A 17,742-nucleotide genomic window follows, 5' to 3' on the forward strand; every position below is an offset into this window, starting at 1 on the left:
GTACCAAACCGTATGGCAACAATTTACCAAGTATCAGAGGCCGCAGGTGTTTCGTTAGCTACCGTTTCTCGCGTTATGAATGGCAACGCGAAGGTAAGCGAGCGCACCCGCAAAAAAGTAGAGGATGCTATGGCATCGTTGGGATATCAACCCAATGCCATCGCTCAATCTCTTGCGTCAAACCGCACTAACAGCGTCGGTTTGCTCGTATCAGAACTTCACGGCTCTTACTTTGGCGACCTGATGAGTACGGTAGAACATGTGCTAAAACAAAATGGTAAGCACGTTATTATTACCGCCGGTCATGTGGATGAAAAGCGCGAGCACGAAGCTATTGAGTTTTTAAAAAGCCGCCGTTGCGATGCGTTAATTCTGCACGCTGAAGCGGTATCTGATGAGTACTTAAAAACATTAGTAGACAGTAAGATCCCCGTTGTTGTGATAAACCGAAAAGTGGAAGAACTTGACGAAAATTGCTTTGTTGTGGACAACGAAAGAGGCGGTTACATGGCAACTAAAACCGCTATTGATGCTGGTCATAAAAAGATTGCGTACATTAGCGGCCCGCTATTTAAAAAGGATGCGAGCGATCGTCTGGCAGGTCACAAAAGAGCCCTTCAAGAAGCAGGGCTAACTTTTGATGAAACGAGCGTCTTTGAAGGCGATTTCCACGAGTCATCAGGCCAAGAGGGTATGCAGCATCTTCAAAAGGCATTCCCTCACTTTACAGCTTTGGTATGCGCGAACGACGAAATGGCGTCTGGCGCAATGACAGCTGCACGAGAATCGGGTTTTGATATCCCTTCGCAGCTTTCCATAATCGGTTTCGATAATGTGCTGTTTTCGCGCTACCTTTATCCAAAACTCACTACAATTAATAACCCTATTCACGCTATGGGAGAAATGTCTGCTTATTGGGTGCTACAACATGTTTATGACATAAAAAGCCCTATTCCTATTGAGCACTTATTTGAACCCGAAGTAGTAAATAGGGACACATTAGGCAAATTATAAAATGAATAAAGCCCTGTCTCCGTCGCTGTATTACACACTCATTGTCTCTCTTGGAGGGTTTATTTTTGGCTTCGATGCCAGTGTAATAGCAGGAGCCAATGGCTTCATCGATGCCGAATTTAACCTAAGCGATTGGCAGCAAGGCTTCGTCGTAAGCTCACCGACACTAGGCGCGCTAATAGCCATGCTATTTGCAGGCGGCGTTAGCGACGCTATCGGCAGGCGCAAAGCACTCATTCTTGTCGCTTTCCTTTACCTGCTTTCTTCTGTCGGTTCGGCCTTAGCCCCTAATTTCGAACTATTAGTGCTCTCTCGCTTTATTGGCGGCATTGCGTTTTGTTCGCTGATCATTGCCCCGCTGTATATCTCGGAAATAAGCGCCCCAGAAAACCGAGGCAAAATGGTGTCGGTGAACCAGCTAAACATTGTATTTGGCTTCGCCCTATCCTATTTCACCAACTATTATCTGTTGCAGCTGAGTAACAGCGGTGCAGGTTGGGTTGCTGAATGGGGTATAGATACACATTTGTGGCGCTACATGCTGGGCTTGGAGATTATACCCGCAGCACTATGGTTTGGTTTACTGTTTACTATTCCGCGTAGCCCCAGGTGGCTGGTACTCAAAGGCCAACACGAGGAAGCCGAACAGGTTATAAACCGCTTATTCGACAAAGCCCAAGCCAGCGCTCTTGTTGAAGATATAGCGTCTTCACTTAAAGAAAAGTCGTGGCCTTTTCGTGAACGCCTAGGCTTTCTAAAGGCAAAGGCCATGCGATTTCCGTTAATGGTCGGCATTATTATTGCCATTGCTCAGCAAATTACCGGCATTAACGTTATCTTTTTTTACGCGCCCACGATTTTTGAACAAAGCGGTGTAGGTACCAATGCGGCATTTATGCAGGCTGTATGGATTGGCTTGGTTAACGTAGCATTTACCGTAGTCGCTATGCTAACTATTGATAAATGGGGAAGAAAACCGCTGCTACTTATTGGGTTAACTGGCGTAGTGATCAGCATGTCTATTTGTACCTATGGCTTTAAACAGGCGACATATCAAGTACAGCAAACGGCCATAAACGAAATACACCAAGATGCGCCGAGTGTGGCAATAAAGCTAACTCCACTAACCAACGATATTTACTATTCAGACGTTGAGTTTAAGCGCACGCTAAAGACCACACTTACCAGCGACGAATACGATGCATATCAGCAATCATTGCTAACTAGCAGTATTAATATGAATGCACCTTTAGTATTGTTTGGCATCATTGCGTTTGTTGCTTCGTTCGCGATGTCCCTTGGCCCTGTGATGTGGGCGATGCTTGCTGAAATTTTTCCGAATCAAACCCGCGCTTTGGCTATTTCATTAGTGGGCATGGTGAATTCACTCACCAGCTTTCTTGTTCAAGTTATCTTTCCTTGGGAGCTGGCTAATTTGGGAGCCGCGGCCACGTTTGCAATCTACGGCGGGTTCGCCTTAGTCAGTCTGATCTTAGTTGCCAAGCTCTTCCCAGAAACAAAAGGGAGAACCTTGGAGGAAATCACAGAAGAATTTGAGCAATGTGCATAATTTAAAACAGCACTGATGTTCAAGTGACCATGTTGAGGCGCTGACCTTTACTCAGGTTACCAACACTCCCTTCATCTAGTGATAGTGTTGATGATACATTTAACGCGCTTGGCGTAACGTGAGAAGCAACAAGGATGAGATGGTTGGCAGCGTAGCGATTTAATACCTCACACACTTTATGCTGAGTAGTCACATCCAAGCCCTCGAAGGGTTCATCAACAAGCAACACTTTTGCGTGAGATAAAATAGCGCGCGCTAAGGCTAGTCGCTTACGCTCTCCCCCAGAAAGCGCCCTTCCCGCCTTGCCAACCCACATAGACAAAGGCAACAGTGCCTCTAGCCCTAATTGAGCCAACAGGTTAGTCATGTCATCAAGGGGAATACCCATTCCGGCAGGGTCTAAATTTGAAGAGACACTGCCAGAAAGCACTATTGGCTCTTGTTCCACATAGCGCCAGTTTTTAATTAAGCCATCGGGTATACGCATGCCATCCACTTCTTTAAGTCCAGTAGAAGGCACAACCCCCGCAATTGACTGAAGCAAAGATGACTTACCACAGCCTGACGGCCCGGATATACATACGATGCCAGTGGCTGGGAATGTAGCATTGACCAAAGGTAAGCGTCTATTTTTGGCAGTATAATCAGATAACGTAAGTGAATGGTGCAGTTCGGTGCGTTCAAGTACTTTAATGGGTGAGGTTTTGAGCTTCTTAAGGGCTTTCGCGCTTTGTTTGTGCTGTACAAACTTGGTAATGCTGTGAAAAGCTGCACCAGTCCAATCAGGCGCAGCCATCAATATCATGGGCACAACAATAGCAATAGGCATATACGAAAAGTCAGATATTGGACTTACTGCGCCCGACATAACTAACACTACCGCAAAAAATGCCGCGCCTTGAAACCACCAGCTCGCGCGTTGCGCTTTGTCTTTCTGCGCAGTTTGTTGTCGCCACACCCTGTCAGCACTCGGCACACTATTGATCACATGCCCACCCTCTTCCTGTGGCTTATCTGTCATTGTTTTATTTAAGTGCCATAAAGCGCTGCAGTTGAGAAAGTCGGCTGACTCTTGGCGAAACACTTTATTTTCCTTTGTCGCTTTTTTCGCAACGTTTAAACCACTAAAGCCTTGCAGCACAACGATGAAGAGCCAAATAACAAAAAGTGTAAGTAAAAACGAGGTGCCGGGAAGGTCAAACCATACCGCAGCAACGCAAAGGTTAGTGAATATAAATGTGATGTTAGAAAGCGGAGCTATCCAAGCAATCCACCGACTGGCAAGCGTTTCGGTATGCTGGGCTAATGCTTCTGTTGTGAATGCTTTGTCGGTAATTTTACTGTTTTCAAGTTGACTGAATACAAGCAAGCGCCCCTCTGCGATACGGGTAAGCAAATCGTTATGACCCACCCACATACTGGCATATCCCGAAGCAATGCGAAGTAGTGCTAGCGCGCGAATAACCACCGCCGGAATAACGTAGTTAAAACCTACAGGTGCAATAGCACTGATAGCAATAAACCACGAAGAAATAACGAGAATGGTTATTCCTGCCACACCGTGTAAAAGAGCAAGCAGTAGCGTGAGATAAGCCGGTTTACTTTTCATCAAGGCTACGCTCCTTTTGATTGGCATTCGTCTTGAAACTTGTTTCTACAACGCTACTACAACCTTGTTGGTGCCCTTCATGTTTTGCGCCCAGCTTGCTTTTAAGTCCTGCCTTTGACTTTAAGAGAACGTCTTGTTCGGGCGTACTGCGCGATACCGTCCAAAAGCGGTTAAACCAGTTTGCAGGGAGTGCTTTGTGAGAAGCCCAAATCAGTGTTTTATCTCTACCCAAGCGTTCAATTAACTGTGCCAATCTTGCATGCTGGGAATCTGGCAAATGGGCTGTAGGCTCGTCTAGTAACCATATATTGTCTTTGCGCAACAGCGCTCTCGCTAACGACAGCCGTTGCGCTTCTCCACCTGAAAGTAGCGGATAATCAGTCATTACCGTATCAAGCCCGTAAGGCAATAACGACAGCCACGCGTCAAGTTCTACTGCTTCTAGTGCTTTCATAAGCGCGTCGTCTGTATAGGTGTCGTTTAAGCACAAATTTTCACGCACAGTACCTGGCGTGATCACGGGGAGCTGGGTTATCCAAATTACCGGTTCACTGAATGTATGTGTGCTAGGTCTTTGACCACCTAGGGCTTCTAATAACAGTGTTTTACCCGAACCTGAGCGCCCGCTAATAAGTATTTTGTCGCCCTTTGATACTTCTAGAGATTCAGCGTGCAAAAGCACAGACGGCTCATTAACATCCGTTGTAGCGCAAGAGCTTTGCGAGTGAGTTTGCCCGGCGTTAATGTCATAGACCTTAAGATTGTTAGCCGTTAGCAATACACCGGGTTCTGATAAATGATAGTGGGATGTGGCAGTGTTAGCCGGATTCACTGCACTACAATCAAGGTTTTGCGCGAAGCACGAGAATAACGGCGCGAGTTCAGTTTTGGCTGCTTCTGCTTGCGCCTTCTGATGGTATACCTGCCCCAACTTTTTCATTTCACTTAGCAGCAAAGGTACGGTCAGCAATATCCATAAGCCTTGCTGGAGCGTTATCTCCGGCCCAATACTCAATTCACCTAACAGTGAAAAACCAATAAATACTGCCGTAAGTGCAACTGCGAGTGTTGCGAAGAAGTCGAGCACGCTGTTGGACAAAAAGGCTACGCTCACTACTTTCATAGTTCGCGCATTCAAGTTTTCACTGGCATCTTTAAGCAGGGCTGTTTGTTTTTGATGCGCCTGATAATTTGCCAGCATCGGCAGCGCGGCTAACCTATCAGTAAATAAACTTCCCAAACGTTCAAGGGCGATAAAATGCTTTCGATGTAGGGCAGCGGCTCCCTTGCCCACAATGATCATAAAAAGCGGCACTACCGGCAATGTTAGTAATAGGCCAATCCCTATAACGGGGTTCACATAAAAGATAACGGCTAAAGCAAACAAGGGGACAACAACTGCAATCATTTGCTGCACTCGATATTCAAGTGCCCAGTCAGCAAAAGCCTGTAAGTGCTGCAGCCACACCGTTTGCCAATAGTAAACCGAGTGCTGGCGAATAAGCGCATGTTGACGCTCAATGAATACGTGTTGTAGGTGCTGTTCGAGCTTGTTTAACACCTGCATTCTTGCACTACTAGATAAGGCATTGAATGCGCCTTGTAGCAGCCAATTCATTCCCAAACAAACGGCAAGTCCTGTGACATCACTCGCTGTTGCAGGAGTCTGGTTTACTACCCAGTCATGAGCAATATGTGAAAAATAATAGAACCCAATAATCAAAGAAAAAAGCGACAAACACTTAACCACTACTTGCGCCATAAGCGAAGTGCGCAAGCCAAGCGACTGCGCCTTATCCATCTTATTGCACCACGCATTAAGCGTTTGCCGGTTGGGAACTTTTTCTTTGATCACTGTGGTTTTGACTCTTCTTTTGCGTTACTTAGTAATGAGAGCAAATTTCGCATTTCTTTTGCATTCTTTTCCAAGTGGTGGTGGGCTGGCTGCAAGAACCCTCAGCGGCAGGGACGCTGCTTAAGAGCCCCCATGGACGAGTTCACGACGTTTCCTTGCGGCCAGCCTACTTCTACTCTTGGTCTTCGGGTCTATCCATGTTTTCCGTTGCTTCCAACCACATCGCATTAATAATGCCGAAAGAGCACGCCAGTAAAACACCTAATATCCAAGCGAAATACCACATAAATATCTCCTTAATAGATAGTGTGAGATTGGTCGAGGTCATCATTTTTGATACGACCACGCATCACGTAAAAGCTATAAGCGGTATAGCTCAGTACAATGGGCACAAAGATACAGGCAACGATGAACATAACGTTTAGCGTCATGTGACTAGACGTTGCATCCCATACGGTAAGGCTAGCTTCTGGCATTGTGATGCTAGGCATTAAGAACGGGAACATTGAAAAGCCCGCAGTTAAAATTACGCCAGCGATAAACAGTGCACTTGATACGAACGCCATACCCGGATTGCCTTTCTTAGAGAAGAACGCGCAGGCAAGACCAGCTACTACACCTAATACAGGGGCTACCACCATGAAAGGATATTTGCTGTAATTGCTCATCCAAGCGCCCGCTTCAATAGCTACCTCTTTCTTAAGCGGGTTCGATGTAGCAATAGTGTCTACCGCAGAGGTAATCACAAAGCCATCTAAGCCAAATGCTACCCAAAAACCTGCAATAACAAACAAGGCTACACCTACAAGGCTCAATACTACGGACACGGCGCGGGCTCTAACTTCAATAAAACCATCGGTTTTCATTTGTAACCAGGTCGCACCGTGGTTAAGTAAAATAGCCACTGACAGTAATCCGCTCACCAAAGCAAAAGGCGTTAGCAAACCAAAGAACGAACCTGTATAGGTTGATTTAAGGGTGCTATCTAGCTCGAATGGCACACCTAATAGCAGGTTACCAAACGCCACGCCAAAGATGAGCGACGGAATAATACCACCAGCAAAAAGCGCCCAGTCCCAGGCTTTGCGCCACTGTGGGTTAGGTAATTTACTGCGGTAATCAAAACCAATAGGACGCATCCATAGGGCAATTAACGTTAAAGCCAAAGCAAGGTAAAAACCGGAAAACGCCGTCGCATAAATCATTGGCCACGCCGCAAAGATGGCGCCACCAGCGGTAATAAACCACACCTGATTTCCGTCCCAATGAGGTCCAACGGTGTTAATCATCACACGACGTTCTTTGTCATTTTTTCCGATAAGGGTAAGCAAAGCGCCCACCCCTAAGTCGAAGCCGTCAGTTACGGCGAACCCAATTAGCAGCACGCCAACTAAGCACCACCAAATGACGCGTAACAGTTCATAATCAATCATGCTTTTGCTCCTTGCTCATCAAGGTCAATAAGATCAAGCTCAGTTTCAGTCTTTGTATCTTCAGGAGGCACAGGACCTTTCTTCGCGAATTTTTTCATTAGGTAAAAGCCAATGATGAACATTGCTGTGTAGAAGACGGTATAGGCAACAATAGTGGTTACCACATCGCTAATCGCCAGGTTAGACACTGAGGTATGCACCGGCAATACTTCTGCAATAGACCATGGCTGACGACCATATTCAGCAACGAACCAGCCAGCTTCACAGGCCACCCAAGGAAGTGGCAAACCATAAAGAGCGCCTCTTAGTAGCCAGCGAGGCTTGGTGATTTTATGCTTTGTGCTGTAATAAAATGCACACAAGAACAGAGCAAGCATAATAAAGCCTGCGGCAACCATAATTCGGAAACTCCAAAATAGCGGGGCCACCGGTGGAATGCTGTAGTCAACGGCTTGTTGAATGGCTGTGTCTGATGGGTTTGACATATCGTCTGTGTAGGGCTCAAGCAGCATGGCGTAGCCAAGACTGTCTTTATTGGCTTCAAAGGCCGCGCGCTGCTCAGCTGTTGCGGTACCATTTCTTACATCATCAAGCACTTCATAAGCTTTGATGCCGCTTAAAATACGCTCGCGATTCTCTTCTTTAAGATCCTTAATACCTTTGACTTCTTCGGTTAACGAGCGAGTAGCAATAATGCCCATTGCCCACGGAATCTGAAGGGCGTATTCAGTTTCTTCTTTTTCATCGTTGGGTATACCAAAAACCGTGAACGGTGCTGGCGCAGGGTGGGTCTCGTATTCAGCTTCAACTGCAGCTAATTTCACTTTTTGCACGTCACCAAGTTCATAGCCACTTTCGTCACCTAAAACAATAACTGACAAAGTTGAAGCTAAGCCAAAGCTGGCTGCAATCGCAAACGAACGACGGGCAAACGCAATATGCTTGTGGTTTAGTAGATAGTAGCTAGAGATTGCCAATACAAACATGGCGCCGGTCACGTAACCTGCTGAAACCGTATGAACGAACTTAACCTGTGCTACAGGGTTAAAAATAACGTCAGCGAAGCTGGTCATTTCCATACGCATCGCTTCAAAGTTAAATTCAGCGCCTACTGGATATTGCATCCAACCATTAGCGATTAGGATCCAAAGTGCTGAGAAGTTAGAACCAATGGCAACTAACCAAGTAGCCATAAGGTGCTTCACCTTAGACATTTTGTCCCAGCCAAAAAAGAACAGGCCCACAAAAGTAGACTCCAAGAAGAAGGCCATAAGCCCTTCAATAGCTAAAGGCGCGCCAAAGATATCGCCGACATAGTGGGAATAGTATGACCAGTTCATGCCGAACTGGAATTCCATGGTTAAGCCTGTGGCGACCCCAATGGCAAAGTTAATACCAAACAGCTTTCCCCAAAACTGGGTCATTTGCTTGTATATCTCTTTACCTGTCATCACATAGACCGACTCCATAATGGCAAGTAAGAAACTAAGCCCCAAAGTTAAGGGTACAAATATAAAGTGGAACATTGCAGTTAATGCAAATTGCCACCGCGATAGTTCTATTAACGTATCGCTCATGGGTTATCTCCCTTGTATTTCGTGTGCGCGTTAAACGCTTAGCAGAAAAAGTGGTTTAAAATTCAGTGATGAACACATGAATATGCCGCATGGCAAGAGCACGGTTTATGCCATACATCAGTAATTTGGCTGCTAAAGCGCAATTACCGATAAACGGCGGTATTTTCGTACTGTGCAGATAAATTATTCCACGACCGAGCGTGTGGCTTATTGATCCAACGCAACAATTGGTGGCGATACATTCGCCATATTTGTCATTTAGGTGACAAATATGGCACAAGAGAAAGGCTGCTTAGCCGAATGTCAAAAAGTGGAGCATAAGGAAAAGTTAAGGGGTATATGAGAGTGTGAACGCGCCTCGTAATTCTCCCAAATCGAACCCTGTAGCTTGATCGTTGGGATAGTGCTTTAAAATGGATTGTTTTACTGAAGGTGCCACATTAGCTCCATGGCATGCCATGCATACCTGACCTTGTTCAATAGCCATCATGTATCTAAACTTACCGCTTTCGCTATCGTATTGATAAGTTTCAAGGGGTCTTTTAGGGGTCAAATTGTCTTGCTTAGCTTTGGTCAGTAATTGTGAAAACCATACTAACTGCTCACGCTCCCATTGATCTGCCGCATTGTTTGGGTTCCTTACTTTCAGGGCGGTACGCCCGACCTCCCACCCGTTTTGACTAAGCGCCTGAGCAATAGGAGCCGCTGCAATCTGGCATTCGTTAACACCAGCCTCTAGCCCTCCGGATTGAATTGCTTGCTGTAATCGTGACTTTAGCGCGCCTCCCAGTGCTTTTGCGTGTAATCGCGCTTCTTTGACTTTCTCTTGGGCACTATTTTCACTTTGTTTCTCATTGGCAGTCGCTGTATCTGCCAATGAATGAGCACTACTTGCCAATAAGCTTATCGCCACCAGCATTACGCCATTTTTCATTATAAAACTCTCCTTGGAATTGAATGAGTTGCTACCGAAGTATTGCCGTTTGTCTCAAACAGTGAACAAGCTCTATGCCAATATGATAAATTGCCAAAATCAAATTAGAACAAACTAATATTCAGCCACCCATGAATATATCCATAGTACAAGCGATGATAGATGCGATAGATAAACCCGCAATCTTCATTAACCCAAGCTACGTTATTGAAGCTGTCAACCAGCCCTACAGAGACACCTACCCTGTGGATATAAAGCTTGGCTTTAGTACCTGCTATCAAGTCTCTCACCGCAACAGCAAACCTTGCGATAAGTGCGGCGAGCATTGCCCCATGCAAGAGAGTAAAGCCACAGGACGAGCGGCTAGCGTAGTACACGTTCATACCACCAGTGAGGGTCAAAGCTACTGCGACATCCTCATGCGCCCGATCTTCGACGGTAGCGGAGAATTATTAGGTTTCTTGGAAATACTTGATAAGCTGTCGTTTGCCTCAAACCGACCTTCAGCAGGAAAGATGGTCGGCGAATCAGAGGCATTTAAAGCAATGCTCAACAAAATAAATCGCGCCGCTAACTCAGATATTTCAGTACTACTGTTTGGCGAAACCGGCACGGGTAAAGAGCTGGTATCCCAAGCACTTCACTCGAGTAGTCACCGTGCTGGCAAACCATTTGTTGTCATCGAGTGTACCGGCATGTCCGACACGCTGCTTGAAAGCGAACTATTCGGTTATGAAAAAGGGGCATTTACAGGCGCAACCACAAATAAGAAAGGGCTCGTAGAAGCAGCGGAAGGCGGCACATTGTTTTTTGATGAAGTCGGCGATATCCCACTTTCAACACAAGTAAAGCTTCTGCGGCTGTTCGAGTCTCAAACTTATCGGCCTGTAGGAAGCACAGTGTCTAAAAAGGCTGATTTTCGTTTAGTGTGTGCATCACACAAAAATCTAAAGCATATGGTGGAAACGGGCGAATTCAGACAGGACCTCTACTACCGCATTGCCGGTTTTCCTATCAACCTCCCTTCTTTACGACAAAGAAAATCAGATATAGCACTGATAGCCGCTCACTTTTTGGCAATGTCCAAAGAGAAAAAACGGTTTCATAAAAACGCGCTAGAAAAACTAACCAACTACCCGTTCCCAGGCAATATTCGCGAACTAAAAAACATTGTAGACCAAGCTATTTTACTGGCTGATGAAAGCGTTATTTACGATACAGACTTACCCGAGCTCGATAACATAAGCTCTGATGCTATCAATGATGCCTCTTCATCTCACGCTAACGTTGTGACCTTAGACGAATTGGAACGCCAATACTTACGTCAGGTTTACACGTCTTTTGAAGGCGATACCCAGCAACTTGCACAAGCGCTGGGAGTGAGTACCCGTACACTTTACAGAAAGCTGAAAAAAGCGGGGGTTGGTGATACTTAAAAATAATAGGTAGAAAAATTACCAAAACGCAGGCTATGATAAAAAGGCGCTAACCAGATAAAGAAAAATGACTCTAAGACGCCTACTTACACTAACACTTTGCCTTTGTATGCTTTTGCAGAATGCATTAGCACTTGGCCTTGCTGCCCATACTATGCAGCAAGCACGTGCGTTTGTAGGTGAAGATATTGAACTTATTTGTACTGGCAAGACTATGCGCTACATTTCAATTAGCGCCACTGAATTTGAAGGTGAGTTCGTTTTTGTTAGCCCCGAACTGCACAAAGCACCCGCCGAGCATGTTGACTGTACCAATGGTACGTTAGCCGACTTACCTCAGGTTGACGAGCCACTACATGCCACATTACCTTTACTATCGCTGGTTCGCTATCGCGCTTTAGTCGCGCGTTTAGCGGCTAAGCCCTTTACAGATTTTGCTTACGCGGCGCCGCTAAGTCGTGCCCCACCACACGCATAACAACCTCCAAAACACACTGAACATGCATGCCTTCACCATGCACAACACTCGTTTTTTAAAATGGAATTGTTATGAAGCAATCTATCATTGCGCTTGCCGTATTCACTGCGTGCGCGCCCGTACACATTTACGCAAACACCATCGACTTGGCCGATAACACTTCGACAGAAGTGGTCACCGTTATTGGCACACCGCTTTCCCTTAGCACGCAAAATATCGAGCAAGAGTCTGTTAGTGCTACCAGCAATATTGACGCTGACTTTGGCGATCAGCTTGCCACATTACCTGGCGTGTCGATATCTCGAAACGGCCCAGTCACCGGACTTATTCAGTATAGAGGACTTTACGGTGACCGAGTTGGCGTAAGCATTGATGGCGTTGATATTGCTGGAGCAGGACCAAACGCCATGGACTCGCCCCTTTCTCATGTGCTGCCAGAGCCAGGACTGACCGCCACCCTTTACCGGGGGATTGTGCCAGTAAGTGCTGGTGTGCAGACGCTAGGCGGAAAGCTTCGCATTCACTCTGATGCCTCAGCACTTTTTGACTTGAATACAGGCTTTAGCGGTAGCGTAAGTGCCAGCGCAATATCTCCGGGGAGCGGTCAGCAATACCAAGGCAATGTGTTTTACAAGAGTGAGCAGGCTTTTGTTAGCGGCGCCTTCACTCATCAGCAGCGCGACGAACAAGAGTCGGGAGATAACAGTGTTATACCAAACAGCCATTACCAAAGAAATGGCGGTAAGTTTAGGGCGGGAGTCGAGTGGGGCAATCACCAAGTCGATGTGAGTTATCAGCAACTTAATACTAACGAAAGCGGCACGCCTGCTTTAGCCATGGACATTGGTTTTATTGATGCCGCTTGGTATCGACTGGGCTATCGCTATAACGCAAACGATAGGGAGTTCTTCACGTTAAGCTGGTTTGGCAACAGCAACCAACATGCCATGGACAACTTCTCACAACGCATGGTGATGTCTGCCGACATGGCGAGAGAGAATAACGCTGATGCTATTGCTCAAGGTGTAGATGCCACCTATGTAATGCCATTTTATGAAGGTGACCTCAAACTGGGTGCCTATCTGCACCACAGCAGGAATAACTCGACCATCACCAACCCTAATAACGGCATGTTCTTCGTTGATAACTTTACCAACGTAGAAAAAGACACAGCCAGCGTATACGCAGAATGGCAGCGAGATAAAGCATCTTTTTCAACAACAATTGGTACCCGATATACACGTGTTGACATGGATGCCGGGCTAGCCGGTTCTAATATGGTTATGATGAACCCTGCCATTGCTTCACTCGTTGATGATTTCAACGCGGCAGAACGCAGTAAGAGCTATAACATGTTAGATATTGCCGCTAGCACGCGATATCACGCCAGCGACAATGTCGATGTTGTCCTTGGCATATCGCAGAAAAACCGTGCCCCTACTTACTTCGAACGCTATACGTGGCTGCCTCTTGGTATTTCTGGGGGAATGGCAGACGGGTTTAACTACATTGGAAACTTGGCTCTAGACAACGAAACTGCACGCCAAATAGATGTAGGTCTTGATTACCGTTTCAAAAGCTGGTCAGTTTCTCCTCGCCTCTTTTATCAAGATATTGAAGACTATATTACTGGTTCTCCCAGCATGAATATGGCTGCCAATATGGTCTCTACCATGATGGCAGGCACAACACCATTTCAATGGACTAATACAGACGCCGTAATCAAAGGGGCAGATCTTACTGTTTCGGGTAACGTGTTTGATAACGTGAAGCTTAACGCAGTAGCAAGTGTTCAGCACGGTAATCGCGACGATATCGACGATGCGTTGTTTCGTATTGCCCCCGAACAGCTGATCACCACCATTCAGTGGGACACACAGCTGCTTGATGCGCCAATGGCACTCCAATTAACGTCAGAATTGGCAGGAGCACAAAACCACGTTTCAGCGCTACAAAGTGAAAACACTACCGCTGGATATGGATTGGTGCATATTACGGGGCTTTTCACCCTTATAGATAATGCACATTCAAACCTTCAGGTAACGGCAACCGTTCATAACCTGTTTGATAAACACTACGCCCCGCACACTGCCGGAATTAACCGCGTGATGAATACTGATGTTGTAGTAGGTGAGCGAGTACCCGCTGCGGGACGAGAGTGGCATTTATCGCTGAGCTACAGGTTCTAACCGTTTAAAACTCAAACTCCAAAAGGCATGAAGATAAACCAGTGATTCTCCTTCGCTGGTTTATCTACTCGTAATGTCTGGTACACATGCCGTTTTGAACGCTAGAAATGAAAACTTGCGCACTAACGTAAGTATTTTGAAGGTAAAGAACTGTGTCAGATTACAGCGGGAAATAAGGTTGAGAATGCCTGCCATAGTAAGCGCAGGGCCAACAAGGTCACTACTATCTTGAACGCCAGCATAAACTTATCGGCCGGCACACGCTTTAATACCTTCAAGCCGAAAAACGTGCCGAGCGCACCACTGGTAATCATAATAATGATAAGCCCTGCCCACTGCGCAAAAGAAAACCCTACAAAGGTAAAAACAAACGCTTTGAGACCGTGCTGAAGTGTCATACAGCTGGCAAACGTGCCGGTTATCTGCATTTTGCTGTAATTATTTCGGTGTACAAATGCCGCCACCAAAGGCCCTGTGGCACCTACAAACATTGATACCAGGGTGGTCACCAACCCCGCCAACGTTCTACCCGCGGGCCTCATTTCTTGTGCTTTGGGTTTACTCCCCCACACTAAAAATAAAATGAATGCGGCAACTGCAAACTGAATGATAACGAGCGACAGCTGAACCACAATAAACGACGCTAAGAAAGCGCCGACGATTGCGCCTAGAGAAAAATATTTCAGCATAGTCCAGTCGATATGCTTCGCCGTCATTAGTGCACGGTTCCCATTAGAACCAAGCTGCACTAACCCGTGAACGGGGATCAACGCACTAACCGGCACAGTACCAGCCATTACAGCAAGTAATAACACGCCGCCGCCAATACCTAATGTTGCTGTCATCATAGACGTAAAGAATGATGTGACAACAAGCACCACTGACGTTGACATCGACAACGCATCATTAGCCGTTAACCAACTATAAAGTAAACTCAAGATTTAAACTCCACCATAATTTATGTTGCCTTACGACGTTTCAGTGATCACAACGCCACCTTTATTCGTTCAATAAATAAGCAGCGATACAGTGTGGCACATGAGGTTTTTATCATGCCTTCAGTTAATTACTTAAACAAAGCACTTCAAATATTAAGTGACAGGAATAGTACAAAAGATGCCAAGCGTGTTGCCAGGCAAATTCTCCATAACAGTGGCTTTACTGATGAAGACATCTATGAATGTTTAAAGCAGGGCTCCACTATTCGCATAACCATATTTGAAGCCTAAACTGGCATTAATCCCAATTCTCACCGCTTATCCGCCTGACCATACGTGGCTAACTTGTTCGCCTGAAAAAACCATTGACTTTCTCTTTGGTGAACAGGATACTCAGCTCATAAATTACTCACTAGCAGCAATTTGTTTTTAAACACGATGCCTAAAAACACGAATACACATACTGCTTACTCAGCGTCTGCGCTGATTATTATTCTCGCTATTCTAAGGAATGGGCGGGTTAGCTAGTGCGTAAATAGAATTCACTAAACCCGCCGCAAAGGCGGGTTTTTTATTGGCTCGTCTTGCGGTAAAAATAACGGAACGACAGCCATGAACAATCCAATATCTCACGTGTTACAACAGTTGCATGACGCAGTAAACCGCGGCGATAAAGACGCCTTATCCCAATGTTATGCTAGCGATGCAACAGTGGTCGCGACCCCTATGTCCAACTCAACGCAAAACCAAGCCGCTGAAGAACATGCCACGCAGCGCGACTGCGTTGATGCCCTGCTTAAATTTCAAAAGAAATTCATGCCCGACCATTTTGTAACAACCGGAGATGAACGGGTTATACAGGCCGGTGACGTAGCGCTAGTCGTCGCCAAACTTTACCTTGTGCCAAAAGCTACCCCCAACGCACTACCCTGCGAGGGCAAGCGCGCCGTTTATGTTCTGCAAAGGGATGCAAGTGGAGAATGGCGCTGTGTCATCGATAACTTCTTCGGTACTGACTTGTTAGATTTTGCGTGATTCTCTTTAATCCACAAGATCAGAGTCAAAAGCGGAAGTAGGTAAATTGGGGGCAGACGATTTCTTAAATAAGGTACAGAAGGAGTGAGGGTTCAGCTAACCAAAAATTGAGTGAGTGTAAGTGAGTGTAAGTGAGTGTAAGTGAGTGTAAAATGAGTATGAAAGATTCACAAAAATAGGGGCATATTGCTATGCCCCTAGTTATCATCTGCGATCTAAATGCTTGTTAGCATTTTGCAAAGCACTACATCTGATTAGTGGTCGTGATCGTCGTGCTCGTGTTCTTCAGCAATACCTAGCCAAACTGCACCTGCAGGCTCAAAGTCCAGTTCAAGCAAGGTTTCCGTGGTCTCGGCTTCCAAATCAACAGCAAGGATAGCTTGCGCAACAGGATCAACAACAAACAAGGCTTCTTCATGTTGTGATGCTGCCATGCTAAATGACTGGTCATCCGTTAGGTTTGCCGCGCTGGCACTGGCCACATCAATTTTGTGCGCGAATTCCCAGTGAGTGTCACCATCTTCTGCATGCGCTTCTAGCAGTGTTACAAAACCTTTGTCATCTAAAATAACAAAGAATTCACCGCCCATTGAGAAACCGTATGACACTGCATGAGCGTCAGTCCCTGGCTGCCAGTCTATCACGCTCATTGTGCTAGTTACAGGCGACACATTGGCCAAGATGGCGCTGCCACCGCCGTGCTGTGAAGCAATACCAATAAACGCTTCTGCGTGATCATGTCCATACATTGTGCCAATGCGCAGATCGCCAAGCTCATCAATGTTGTCAATAAACGCGCTGGTAAATACCTCATCATCTTCGTTGAGAATTAATACGCCGTCGCTACAGCCAAATGCCACAGCGATTTCGTTTTGAGCGGCGCCATGTAAATCAGCACACTCGCCATCAAAGCGTTGCTCTTCTTCGTACTCGCCATCATGCCAGTGATATACCGCAACGCTGTCTGGCAAGATTGGGTTAGCAGAACGAGACTCTGCATCATCACGACGTACAGTACTAATTAGCATGTCTCCACGCGGTTCGGCGACACCGTGCATATTTACAGTAAATTCCAAAGTAGGAACTTCTGTAATTTCACTGGCAATTTGGGTATCAGTTACCACTTTTACCGCTGCCGGCATGCTGGTATCCGCATTTCCGTCGTAAAACACAGCAAGCTGACCGTCGTGTGTTACTACGTGAGTTGGTTGACTACCTTCAAGTGTGAAACCAGACAGACTTGGGGCTTCTTCATAGTCGTGCAGGTGCTCTACGTGATCTTCTCGCCATAATCCACCATCAAGAAACTCAGTTAAGCCGTTTGCTCGGCTGTTGATGACTGCAAAGCGATAGTCTGCAGAGGCGCTTACACTGCTTCCATCAAAGGTTGCAGAAAACGTATCAAGTACTGAATTATCATCTAGATCAAAGACAGTGAGCGTATTTGAAGCAGCATCGGCAACAACCAATCTGCCTTCACTTTCAATTTCATAGTCTGAGTCGTGATCGTCGTGGTCGTGGTCGTGGTCGTGGTCGTGGTCGTGATCATCCTCTGGCACCTCAATAGGGTCCAGCTCTACGATATTGGTTTCTGCATCACCACAGCCTGCAAGCAAAAGTGCGCTGGCTATGGCGCTTAGTACTAGTCTATTTTTCATGTGTGTATCCCTATCA

15 protein-coding genes are annotated in these 17,742 nt (G+C 46.2%); 7 read left to right on the forward strand and 8 right to left on the reverse strand.

Annotated features, from left to right (window positions below; translation table 11 throughout):
• Window positions 1-12: 12 nt before the first annotated feature.
• The gene (locus F0261_RS03360) at window positions 13-1,014 is read left to right on the forward strand and encodes a LacI family DNA-binding transcriptional regulator (protein ID WP_014980593.1); all 1,002 of its coding nucleotides are present in this window, start codon (window positions 13-15) and stop codon (window positions 1,012-1,014) included.
• Between the two features lies 1 nt (window position 1,015).
• Window positions 1,016-2,584: a sugar porter family MFS transporter gene (locus F0261_RS03365; RefSeq protein WP_171337214.1), complete on the forward strand. Its 1,569-nt coding sequence runs from the start codon at window positions 1,016-1,018 to the stop codon at window positions 2,582-2,584.
• Window positions 2,585-2,603: 19 nt separating this feature from the next.
• On the opposite strand, the gene F0261_RS03370 is transcribed toward F0261_RS03365, so the two are convergent.
• The 6 genes from F0261_RS03370 to F0261_RS03395 all read right to left on the reverse strand — a co-directional run bounded on the left by F0261_RS03370 (window position 2,604) and on the right by F0261_RS03395 (window position 9,992).
• Window positions 2,604-4,193 carry an ATP-binding cassette domain-containing protein gene (locus F0261_RS03370; RefSeq protein ID WP_171337215.1) on the reverse strand — a complete coding sequence of 530 codons (1,590 nt, stop codon included), beginning with the start codon at window positions 4,191-4,193 and terminating at the stop codon, window positions 2,604-2,606.
• Entirely contained in the window at window positions 4,183-6,048 is a 1,866-nt protein-coding gene (locus tag F0261_RS03375) for an ATP-binding cassette domain-containing protein (RefSeq protein ID WP_367613847.1), read from the reverse strand. The genes F0261_RS03370 and F0261_RS03375 overlap by 11 nt, the downstream gene beginning before the upstream one ends.
• 172 nt (window positions 6,049-6,220) lie before the next feature.
• Complete coding sequence (gene cydX, locus F0261_RS03380) at window positions 6,221-6,334, reverse strand: cytochrome bd-I oxidase subunit CydX (RefSeq protein ID WP_012519975.1); 114 nt, start codon at window positions 6,332-6,334, stop codon at window positions 6,221-6,223.
• A gap of 10 nt (window positions 6,335-6,344) precedes the next feature.
• Window positions 6,345-7,481, reverse strand: a complete 1,137-nt coding sequence (cydB, locus tag F0261_RS03385) for a cytochrome d ubiquinol oxidase subunit II (RefSeq protein ID WP_014980597.1) — start codon at window positions 7,479-7,481, stop codon at window positions 6,345-6,347.
• Window positions 7,478-9,058, reverse strand: a complete 1,581-nt coding sequence (locus F0261_RS03390; protein WP_171337216.1) for a cytochrome ubiquinol oxidase subunit I — start codon at window positions 9,056-9,058, stop codon at window positions 7,478-7,480. Before F0261_RS03390 ends, cydB begins: the two co-directional genes overlap by 4 nt.
• 328 nt (window positions 9,059-9,386) lie before the next feature.
• Window positions 9,387-9,992 carry a DUF3365 domain-containing protein gene (locus tag F0261_RS03395; protein ID WP_014980599.1) on the reverse strand — a complete coding sequence of 202 codons (606 nt, stop codon included), beginning with the start codon at window positions 9,990-9,992 and terminating at the stop codon, window positions 9,387-9,389.
• Window positions 9,993-10,147: 155 nt separating this feature from the next.
• On the opposite strand from F0261_RS03395, the gene F0261_RS03400 reads away from it, so the two are divergent.
• The 3 genes from F0261_RS03400 to F0261_RS03410 all read left to right on the forward strand — a co-directional run bounded on the left by F0261_RS03400 (window position 10,148) and on the right by F0261_RS03410 (window position 14,095).
• The gene (locus tag F0261_RS03400) at window positions 10,148-11,428 is read left to right on the forward strand and encodes a sigma-54-dependent Fis family transcriptional regulator (protein WP_171337267.1); all 1,281 of its coding nucleotides are present in this window, start codon (window positions 10,148-10,150) and stop codon (window positions 11,426-11,428) included.
• A 109-nt stretch (window positions 11,429-11,537) separates the two neighbouring features.
• The gene (locus F0261_RS03405; protein WP_232306431.1) at window positions 11,538-11,906 is read left to right on the forward strand and encodes a hypothetical protein; all 369 of its coding nucleotides are present in this window, start codon (window positions 11,538-11,540) and stop codon (window positions 11,904-11,906) included.
• Between the two features lie 71 nt (window positions 11,907-11,977).
• On the forward strand, window positions 11,978-14,095 hold the full coding sequence (locus F0261_RS03410) for a TonB-dependent siderophore receptor (protein WP_171337217.1): 2,118 nt from the start codon (window positions 11,978-11,980) through the stop codon (window positions 14,093-14,095).
• Window positions 14,096-14,250: 155 nt separating this feature from the next.
• On the opposite strand, the gene F0261_RS03415 is transcribed toward F0261_RS03410, so the two are convergent.
• A complete protein-coding gene (locus tag F0261_RS03415; RefSeq protein ID WP_171337218.1) occupies window positions 14,251-15,033 on the reverse strand; it encodes a sulfite exporter TauE/SafE family protein in 783 nt (260 codons plus the stop codon).
• Between the two features lie 114 nt (window positions 15,034-15,147).
• Between F0261_RS03415 and F0261_RS03420 the strand changes: the two genes are divergently transcribed.
• A complete protein-coding gene (locus F0261_RS03420; protein WP_171337219.1) occupies window positions 15,148-15,324 on the forward strand; it encodes a hypothetical protein in 177 nt (58 codons plus the stop codon).
• A gap of 321 nt (window positions 15,325-15,645) precedes the next feature.
• Window positions 15,646-16,068 (forward strand): DUF4440 domain-containing protein, encoded by a 423-nt coding sequence (locus F0261_RS03425; protein ID WP_171337220.1) that lies wholly within the window; start codon window positions 15,646-15,648, stop codon window positions 16,066-16,068.
• A 254-nt stretch (window positions 16,069-16,322) separates the two neighbouring features.
• Here the strand turns inward: F0261_RS03425 and F0261_RS03430 are convergent, their stop codons facing one another.
• Window positions 16,323-17,726: a 5-methyltetrahydrofolate--homocysteine methyltransferase gene (locus F0261_RS03430; protein WP_171337221.1), complete on the reverse strand. Its 1,404-nt coding sequence runs from the start codon at window positions 17,724-17,726 to the stop codon at window positions 16,323-16,325.
• Between the last annotated feature and the right edge of the window lie 16 nt (window positions 17,727-17,742).

It is taken from the genome of Alteromonas sp. 07-89-2, from assembly GCF_013113925.1.
Classification (GTDB): domain Bacteria; phylum Pseudomonadota; class Gammaproteobacteria; order Enterobacterales; family Alteromonadaceae; genus Alteromonas; species Alteromonas macleodii.